The sequence below is a fragment of the Protofrankia symbiont of Coriaria myrtifolia genome (assembly GCF_900634755.1).
GTDB lineage: Bacteria > Actinomycetota > Actinomycetes > Frankiales > Frankiaceae > Protofrankia > Protofrankia coriariae.
The window spans coordinates 23,587-31,662 of the sequence record NZ_CAAAFS010000120.1; the positions used below are offsets into that span (position 1 = coordinate 23,587).

Genomic DNA, 8,076 nt, shown 5'->3' on the forward strand with positions numbered 1-8,076 from the left:
TCAGTGCCACCGGCCGGCCAGCTTCATCCGAGATCCGTAGATTCGACACCCAGGCACCTTATCGAGCGCATCCACGGTTTGTCTTCCCCTATCTCGCCTGATTCGCGATGTGGATGCGCTCTCGGCAGGCGCGGGGGTACAGAGAACGCGTGATCATGTATTTCGGACGCCGCGGCAGGGTCCGCCTGTTACGGGAAAAGACGGGCATGGCGGCGGCCGACAATCATCTGGACATCGCTGGGAAACCCGACAGAAATTCGCGGCCATGTGACCCGGACGGCGATTCCGCCGGCCGGATTTCACGGCAGGAGCTCAACCGACAGCCCAGTCACTCCACGTTCCGCATCCGCCATCCCCGGACGCGGAAGCAGGTTCTCGAGCCCCAGGTAGTCACGCTATGTACAGAACTGCGATCATTGGTGTCAGTTGGAGTGGCCGTCGCCCTGACCGGCATGGCCGTTGGAGCACGCGGCGGGAACGCCACGCAGCGGTCATACCGACGGCCGTCCCGGGTGGGGCAGGGGTGAACGGGGGCTGTTCACTCGGCGAGGGCGTCGAGGATCTGTTGCCCGTACCTGGCGAGTTTGTGCTCGCCGACGCCGCTGATGGTGGACAGTTCGGCCAACGTGGCCGGCGGGCGTGACGCGATCTCGCGCAGGGTGGCGTCATGGAAGATCACATAGGCCGGGACGCCCTGTTCCTTCGCGGCGGCCGCGCGCCAGGTGCGGAGCCGCTCGAACACCGGCATCGCGTCTTCCGACAGCTCGGCCACGGCGACGCGGCGGGACTTCGCGCCCTTGGACGCGGCTGCGCCCGTGGACGCGGCCTTGGCGGCGGGCTCCGGCTCGCGCCGCATCAGGACCGTGCGCTGCCCGCGCAGCACGTCGGCGCTCGCGCCGGTGAGTACGAGGGTGCCGTGCTCGCCCTCGACCGCCAGCAGCCCCTGGACCAGCAGTTGCCGCACCACACCGCGCCACTCGGGCTCACCGAGCTCGGTGCCGACACCGAAGACCTTCAGCGTGTCGTGATCGTGCTGGATCACCTTGGCCGTCTTCCTGCCGAGCAGGATGTCGACGAGGTGGCCCGCGCCGAACTTCTGGCGGCGCTCCCGCTGCAGCCGGAGCACGGCCGACAGCAGCTTCTGGGCGGCGATCGTGCCATCCCACGTCTGCGGGGGTGTCAGGCAGGTGTCGCAGTTGCCGCACGGGGCGGTGCGCTGCTGCCCGAAGTAGGCGAGCAGCCCGGTGCGGCGGCACTCGACCGTCTCGCACAGCGCGAGCATGGCGTCGAGGTGGGTACTCAGTCGCCGACGGTGCGTGAGGTCACCCGCGGACGCGTCGATGAGCTTGCGCAACTGGACGACGTCCTGGAGACCGTAGGCCAGCCACGCGGTCGAGGGCAGCCCGTCCCGCCCGGCGCGCCCGGTTTCCTGGTAGTACCCCTCGACGGATTTGGGCAGGTCGAGATGGGCGACGAAGCGTACGTCCGGTTTGTCGATGCCCATGCCGAAGGCGATGGTCGCGACCATGACGATGCCGTCCTCCCGCAGGAAGCGGGCCTGGTGCTCGGCTCTGGCGCGCGCGTCGAGCCCGGCGTGGTACGGCAGCGCCGCGACGCCGTTCGCCACCAGGAATTCGGCGATCTTCTCGACGGACGATCGTGACAGGCAGTAGACGATGCCCGCGTCCCCGGTGTGCTCGGCGCGCAGCAGCGTCAGCAGCTGCGCCTTCGGGTCCTTCTTCGGCACGATGCGGTACTGGATGTTCGGGCGGTCGAAGTCGGCCACGAAGTGGCGGGCGTCCTCCAGACCGAGCCGGGAGGTGATTTCGGCGTGCGTCGCCGGGGTCGCGGTGGCGGTCAGCGCGACCGTCGGCACGTCCGGCCAGCGCTCGCGTAACTCGGACAGCAGGAGGTAGTCGGGCCGGAAGTCGTGCCCCCACTGCGCGACGCAGTGCGCCTCGTCGATCGCGAACAGCGCGATCATGCCCCTGTCGAGCAGGGTGACCGTCGCTTCGACGCGCAGCCGCTCCGGTGCCAGGTAGAGCAGGTCGAGCTCACCGGCGAGGAAGGCGGACTCCACCTCGCGGCGCTCGTCGAACTCCTGGGTGGAGTTGAGGAACCCCGCCCGCACGCCGAGCGCCCGCAACGCGTCGACCTGGTCCTGCATCAGCGCGATCAGCGGTGACACCACGACGCCGGTGCCCGGCCGTACCAGGGCGGGGATCTGGTAGCACAGCGACTTGCCGCCACCGGTCGGCATCAGTACGAGCGCGTCGCCACCGCTGACGACATGATCGATGATCTCCTGCTGGCCGTCCCGGAACGACTCATACCCGAAGACACGGCGCAGCACCCGCGCGGCGTCGCTCGCGCCGTCAGCCAGCGGGACATCGCTGTCGGCCAGCGGCGGGGCGTCGGCCGGGCTGTCGACCAGAGGGGAGGTCACCCGGCCACTCTATGGGCGACTACCAGCCCGTCGCGTCAGATGGTCCGTACCTGTGGACAGTCGGCACCTTCGCATGTGACCTCTGTGGACGGTGACTCCCTCGCGGCCGGAAGCGGCTGGAAGCAGGTGGAACCTGGTCAGCCGGCCGGTGGGCAGAGGCAGAACGGGTGGCCCGCCGGGTCGAGGAGCACCCGCCAGCGCTCCCCGCCGGGCTGGAACTCCGCCTGCGTCGCGCCGAGCCCTTCAGCCAGGGCGATCGAGGTGTCCAGGTCCGTCACCCGGAAGTCCAGATGGAACTGTTGCGGCACGTCCTGCGCTGGCCAGCGCGGCGGCTGGTAGTCCGCGACCCGCTGGAAGCCAATCATGATCTCGGTTCCCGGTGGGGTGAGGTAGGCCCAGGCCCCCTTGTCGTCGGCGCCGGCGACACCCCAGCCGGTCAGTTCGCCGTAGAAGGTCGCGAGCTGTTTCGCGTCCGGACAGTCCAGCATCAGCCCGGCCCAGGCCGCCGTCGCGGCCGGTGCCGGCGAACCGGCCGCGGCTGTGCCCGTACTCGTGTTTCCGGTCGTGCTGGTGCCTTCAGCCGTTGTTGCGGTCTCCGGCATGGCCGTCTCCTTCTCCTTCGCGGTTGCCCATCGGTCCTGTCCGCCGGCCCTGTCCGCCGGTCCGGCGCCTATCCTCGCTGGTGATACCTGACGCCTCCTGTCAGGTATCACCGAGGGAGAATCGGGTGTGCGTGCCAGCCGGCTCCTCTCCGTACTCCTGCTCCTACAGACCCGTGGCCGGCTGACGGCACGCGAGATCGCTGACGAACTCGAGGTGTCGGTCCGGACCGTCTACCGTGATCTGGACTCTCTCGCGGAGGCCGGCGTTCCGGTGGTGGCGGAGCGCGGTGCCACCGGTGGCTACCAACTCCTCGCCGGCTACCGCACCCGGCTGACCGGGCTCACTTCGGACGAGGCCGACTCGCTGTTCCTCGCCGGCATGCCGGACGCCGCCGCCGAGCTGGGGCTCGGCACGGTACTCGCGGCGGTGGAACGGAAGCTGCTGGCGGCGCTGCCCGAGCGGACACGCGAACGCGCCGTCCGGGCGCGGGAACGCTTCCACCTCGACGCCCCCGGATGGTTCCGGGCCGCCGAGGCCACCCCGCTGCTCGCCGAGGTGGCCGACGCGGTGTGGGAGCAGCGCCGCATCCGGGTCACCTACCAGCGCTGGCGGGCTCCGCGCGAGGTCACCCGCCATCTCGAACCGCTCGGCGTGGTCCTCAAGAGCGGCACCTGGTACCTGGTCGCGGGCGCCGCCGCAACGGACGAGACCGCAACGGACGAACCGGCTGAACCGGTCACTCAGCCGGGACCGTCCGCGCGGACCGGGCAGGAGGCCGCAACGGACGAACCGGCGAAACCCGGGGGACCGCCGGGCCAGCGACGGACGGGCCGTGGGCCGGATGGAACCTCACCCGGGCCCGGGACGGACAGCGCGCCGGCAACCTCGTTGCGGGTGTACCGGGTCGCGAAGATCCTGAATCTGGAGGTGAGCACCGAGACGTTCGAACGCCCGGCCCATTTCGACCTCGCCGCCTACTGGGCCGGCTGGACGGCACGCTACGAATCCGAGGTCTACCGGGGACGGGCGACCGTGCGGCTGTCACCGACCGGCATGACAATGGCTCCGTTCCGGCTTCCCCCGGCCGTGGTGCGGGCGATCCAGGAGACCGCGGGTATCCCGGAGCCGGACGGCTGGGTGCGCGCGGAACTGCCGATCGAGTCGATCAGACACGCCCGGGGTGAACTGCTCGTCCTCGGCCCCGACCTGGAAGTACTCGACCCCCCAGAACTACGAGAAGCAATGACCTACGCCGCGGAAGCACTCGCCGTCCTATACAATTCGTAACCACACAGGACAACCTGAACGCAAAGCGGCGAGACCGGGCTGTTGGGCCGAGGCGTCGCATTCCGCCGCGACGGTGGCACACCAGCGGCCGTTGCCGTTCGCCAGCCGTCCCAGCAGATCCATGCGATTGAGAATCGCGAAGTTGATCAGGACTGTGTTGTCGGGGAACAGGAGAACGGCCACGGTCTACAGACCCAGCGCCCCGGCGAGGTCGCCAACGTCTGTTTCGGGTACTGATGGCACGTCGACGTCGAGTGCGTCCGGGTCGATGCCGAGCATCCAGGCAAGCGTGTTCTTGCCGAGGGCGCCGGACTCGATTCCGGCGAGATGCGCCTCCTGGAGGGTGAGGGGGAATCGGCGCTGGGCGGCGGCATCCATGCGCAGGATGATCTCATCGATGCCCGATTCGGCCACCCAGTGACGGCGCAACAGGCGCTGGGTCGGTTGTTCGGCCCACTCGCTCACCACCGGGGGCAGTTGGCCGTTCAGCGCGTTCAGCCGGCGAGCCAGGGCGTCGGTGGACACGCCCCACCGCCAGACGAGATCGGCCAGTCCGGCGGCATCGAGACGGTTCCAGTCGACCGCGGCCAGTGAGTCGCGGGGGAGCAGAAGGCCGGCGGCGAAAGCGTTTGCGGCCGCCTCGCGCTGGTCCCACTCCGTCCTGGAGAGCTCCTGGTCGTGGTGGCCCTGGGCGAGGTGGCCCAGTTCGTGGGCCATCGACCAGTTCTCCCGGAACCAGTTGCCCGCCGCCGGAACCGCGATCACCCGATGCCCGCCGAGGGTGAACGAATATGCGGTGGACAGGTCCGCAACCCGGACGACGTCGATGCCGAGCCGGCTTTCCAGCCGTTCCGCGAACGGCCGCACGAAATCCTCGCCCAGCGCGGCTCTGGCCCCCTCCGGAGTGCCCGGGAGCGCTGGTGCGTGCCGCCGCAGGCCGGCCTGCCGGCAGGCCAACGCGATGTCGCGCAGCACCCGGTCGTCGGCGTCGCGTCCGGGCACATCCCGGTGGCCGGTTTCGTGATCGTAACGGTGCCGGGCCGCGACAACGAGCCGGTTCGGGTCGGGCTGTCCGGTGATCAGCCAGTGGATGTCCGCGTCCAGGAGGTCGGCCAGGCGCGCCAGCTCGATCGAGGAGAAAGCCCGCTTGCCGTTCACAGCGCGTGAGAACGCGTCAGGCGTCATCCCGATCTCTTCGGCGATGTCCCGCTGTGGGGTGGTGTGGCGGACCCGCCGGATGTGCTCCAACACCCGGTCCCCGATGCCGTTCATGCAGCCAGATTACCTGATCGATTGGGAAAATCCCAACGCCTGTTGTCGTTGACGGGGCCTCAGGTGTCGCCAGGGCGTGACCGCGGGCTCCCAGGGATGTTCGCTGGGCTGGTCAGCCCATGTCCCACAGCCGTATCGCCTCGTCGCTGGAGCTGGCGAGGGTGCGTCCGTCCGCGGTGAAGGCCACCGACCGCACCCCGTTGGTGTGGCCGGTCAAGGGGACGCCCAGGGGGCGGGGCGCGGTCCGGTCGGAGACATCCCACAGCCGCACGGTCCGGTCGCCGCCGGCGCTGGCGAGGGTGCGCCCGTCCGGGGTGAACGCCACCGACCACACCCAGCCGGTATGACCGGTCAGGGGGACGCCCAGGGGGCGGGGTGCGGTCCGGTCGGAGACATCCCACAGCCGTATGGTGTGATCGTCGCTGGCGCTGGCGAGGGTGCGCCCGTCCCGGGTGAAGGCCACCGACACCACCCAACTGGTGTGGCCGGTCAGGGGGACGCCCAGGAGGTGGGGTGTGCTCCGGTTGGAGACGTCCCACAGGCGTATGGTCCCGTCGCCACTGGCGCTGGCGAGGGTGCGCCCGTCCGGAGCGAACGTCACCGAACCCACCCAGTCGGTGTGGCCGGTCAGGGGAGTGCCCAAGGGGTGAGGGGCGCTCCGGTCGGAGACGTCCCACAGCCGTACCGTGTGGTCGTGGCTGGCGCTGGCGAGGGTGCGCCCGTCCGGGCTGAAGGCCACCGACCGCACTCTGTCGGTGTGGCCGGTCAAGGGGGCGCCCAGGGTGCGAGGGGCGCTCCGGTCGGAGACGTCCCACAGGCGTATGGTCCCATCGCCGTTGGCGCTGGCGAGGGTGTGTCCGTCCGGGGCGAAGGCTATCGACTCCACCCAGCTCGTGTGGCTGGTCAGGGGAGAGCCCAGCGGCTGGGGGACGGGGGAGGCCCTGACGCTGAAGGCAGGGGAGTCCTTGCCGCGGAAGGCGGTGACGGCGATGGCGAGCAGCACCGCGACTGCCGCGGCGGACACGACAAGCGCGGTGGTACGTATCCGGCGCGACCGGCGCCGGGACGAAGAGGCCGGGGCGCCGTGCTCGGACGGGGCGGGCCCGTCCGGAGCCGGTGGGGGTGGCCAGGAACGCCCCACGTCACGGATGGCAGTCGGATAGAGATCGCGGTCGATGGGCACCGGGACGGGTACGTCCGGCCTGCCCGGTGACGTGTCCGTCCGGGTCCCGGGCGGTGCCGGTGCCCTCGGGGCGGTAGAGGGCTGGTCGCCGGCGGTGCGGATGTCGTCGTCGAGACGGAGCCCGATGCCGGTACGGGTGATCCAGCCCGGGCCGAAGGCACCGGCTGCGGCGTGGGCCAGGTCGAGAGCGAAGGCGTGGGTGGAGGGTGGGCGGTCAGCCGGGTTCTTGGCCAGGGCGTGGAGGACCACGTCGGCGATGAGAGTGGGTACTCCGGAGGGCCGGGCGGGGATGGTGTGCAGGTGGTGCTGCCAGAGCACGGGGAGTGGTAGTTGCGGGTCGAACGGCGGTGCTCCCGAGAGCAGTTCGTAGAGGAGCACCCCGAGCGCGTAGAGGTCGGTGGCCGGGCTCAGCCGGCCTTCGGCGATCTGCTCGGGAGCCATGCACTTCGGCGTTCCGATGATCTTGCTGGCGGTGGTGTCAGACCCTTCGACGATTTTCGCGATGCCGAAGTCGACGACTTTGAGCAGGCCGGTGGCGTCGAACAGGATGTTGTCGGCTTTGATGTCACGATGCAGGACATGGCGGCCGTGGGCGTAGGCCAGGGCTGCGGCCACGGCCAGGCCGACGGCGCAGGCGTCCTCGGGTGGCATACCGGCCCGGCGGCGGGTCAGGCTCCCCCCGTCGAGGAGCTCCATGACGATCAGATGTAGGCCGTCGGTCGCGACGTAGTCGTAGACCTGCACCACATGCGGATGGCTCAGCGCGGCGAGCAGCCGCGCCTCGGGGGCGAACCCCGCTTCTGTTCCGTCGCGTCCCGCCACCAGGATCTTGATGGCCACGGGACGGTCCAGCCCGCGGTGCCGGCCGGCCAGCACCAGCCCGAACGCGCCCTGGCCGAGGGGCCCGCCCAGGTCGTAGCCGGGCAGCGCCGCGGCCACCCGGGCTCTGTCGACAATCATGACGTGGGAGCTGCCCCACGCTGGCGGTGACGTCGACCGCGCACCATCCAACCCCCCGATACTCCGCGTACAAGGCGTGATCCTAGAGCGTCGGTCAAGTAGCGCGGATCCCAGCCACGACCACCCGCACAGGTCATGATCCAGGAGAGTTTGTCGTTGTGTACGCTTTTTGGCTACAAAAAGCGTACACAACGACAAAATCGCGCTGATCTTCTCCGGTGGCCGGCGTCCATCGAAGCGTGCCATCGTTCGGGGGGATACGTATGGTTACCTGACCGGCGCTCTAGTGTCCTGAGTCGTTGATTCGTGTGCAGATAGAATGGGC

The 8,076-nt window shown here is 69.8% G+C and carries 5 protein-coding genes; 1 reads left to right on the forward strand and 4 read right to left on the reverse strand.

The annotated features are described in order from the left end of the window. Positions 1–538: 538 nt before the first annotated feature. Both recQ and CM1CMNOD_RS06590 read right to left on the reverse strand, forming a co-directional pair. On the reverse strand, positions 539–2,404 hold the full coding sequence (recQ, locus tag CM1CMNOD_RS06585) for a DNA helicase RecQ (RefSeq protein WP_050803722.1): 1,866 nt from the start codon (positions 2,402–2,404) through the stop codon (positions 539–541). A gap of 179 nt (positions 2,405–2,583) precedes the next feature. Then, positions 2,584–3,048 carry a VOC family protein gene (locus CM1CMNOD_RS06590; RefSeq protein ID WP_013872891.1) on the reverse strand — a complete coding sequence of 155 codons (465 nt, stop codon included), beginning with the start codon at positions 3,046–3,048 and terminating at the stop codon, positions 2,584–2,586. Positions 3,049–3,175: 127 nt separating this feature from the next. Between CM1CMNOD_RS06590 and CM1CMNOD_RS06595 the strand changes: the two genes are divergently transcribed. After that, positions 3,176–4,336 (forward strand): helix-turn-helix transcriptional regulator, encoded by a 1,161-nt coding sequence (locus CM1CMNOD_RS06595; RefSeq protein ID WP_013872892.1) that lies wholly within the window; start codon positions 3,176–3,178, stop codon positions 4,334–4,336. A gap of 186 nt (positions 4,337–4,522) precedes the next feature. Here the strand turns inward: CM1CMNOD_RS06595 and CM1CMNOD_RS06605 are convergent, their stop codons facing one another. Further along, positions 4,523–5,608 (reverse strand): helix-turn-helix domain-containing protein, encoded by a 1,086-nt coding sequence (locus CM1CMNOD_RS06605; RefSeq protein ID WP_013872894.1) that lies wholly within the window; start codon positions 5,606–5,608, stop codon positions 4,523–4,525. 112 nt (positions 5,609–5,720) lie between these two features. Further along, the gene (locus CM1CMNOD_RS06610; protein ID WP_013872895.1) at positions 5,721–7,751 is read right to left on the reverse strand and encodes a WD40 repeat domain-containing serine/threonine protein kinase; all 2,031 of its coding nucleotides are present in this window, start codon (positions 7,749–7,751) and stop codon (positions 5,721–5,723) included. Between the last annotated feature and the right edge of the window lie 325 nt (positions 7,752–8,076).

Coding starts and splice junctions, on each gene's coding strand:
- CM1CMNOD_RS06590 (WP_013872891.1), bottom strand. CDS start 3,048: ATGCCGGAGACCGCAACAACGGCTGAAGGCACCAGCACGACCGGAAAC.
- CM1CMNOD_RS06605 (WP_013872894.1), bottom strand. CDS start 5,608: ATGAACGGCATCGGGGACCGGGTGTTGGAGCACATCCGGCGGGTCCGC.
- CM1CMNOD_RS06610 (WP_013872895.1), bottom strand. CDS start 7,751: ATGATTGTCGACAGAGCCCGGGTGGCCGCGGCGCTGCCCGGCTACGAC.